This is a genomic window from Virgibacillus carmonensis (assembly GCF_057836705.1).
Genome location: NZ_JBYQFJ010000113.1, coordinates 1 through 809, shown reverse-complemented (window position 1 = coordinate 809; position 809 = coordinate 1). Strand labels below are relative to the sequence as shown.

Below are 809 nucleotides of genomic sequence, written 5' to 3'. Positions count from 1 at the left end.
AATATTATTGCTCCGCGTATACCTCCTGCATTTGTTTAATTTTTTCTTTAACCTGATCAACCAAATAATCCGGGGATAGTACTTTTGCCTGGTTCCCCCAGGTTAAGATCCAATTAATTAGCCCACTTGATAACTTTGCTTTTGTGGTAAGTACAAAGTGGTCACCATCAATTTTTTTGATATCAGCTTCTTTACCAAAGCGATCCAAAACAACATTGACCAGGTCGGCATGAAATTGTACTTTTATCCAAATTTCTTCTCCGGCAAACATGTGAAAGCTCTGGTTTATGTACTCCTGAAGATGGAAGTCGTTATTTTTCACAAAGGTCTGTTCACTTATTTCAATTTCACGTATCCGGTCCAGTCGATAATGGCGGATTTCCTGTGTTCCCGCAAAGTAACCAATCAAATAATAAAAATCATTTTGCCAAATCAATGCATATGGTTCCACATAATACCTGTCTCCATCCCGGTGGAACTCAAATTCTTTTTCAACATTGTATTTGCCATATTTATAAGTTAAAGCCTTTCCTTCAGAAATTGCACGGTGAACGCAATCAATGTTTAGCTTCACTAATTCATAGTCCATGTTCTTAGTCAACCCGAACATAATTGGTTCAGGTAATGTTTTTCCAATATGTTTACTTGTCAGCTGTTTCATTTTATTAATTAGCTTTTTCTTTTCATTTGTAGTAATAAAGCGAGCCGACAGAATAGCATCAACCATCAGCCGTAATTGGTAGGTTTCAAAAAGTCTTGCCTGGTGGCTATAATAAATCTTGCCAAACTTCCCCTTGTTCCTTACAATT

1 protein-coding gene is annotated in these 809 nt (G+C 36.7%); it reads right to left on the bottom strand.

The window, feature by feature from the left end; genetic code table 11:
- Positions 1-4: 4 nt before the first annotated feature.
- Positions 5-809, bottom strand: an 805-nt coding sequence (locus AC3G7N_RS20785; protein ID WP_489424064.1) for a helix-turn-helix transcriptional regulator, incomplete at its 5' end; no start/stop codon positions are given.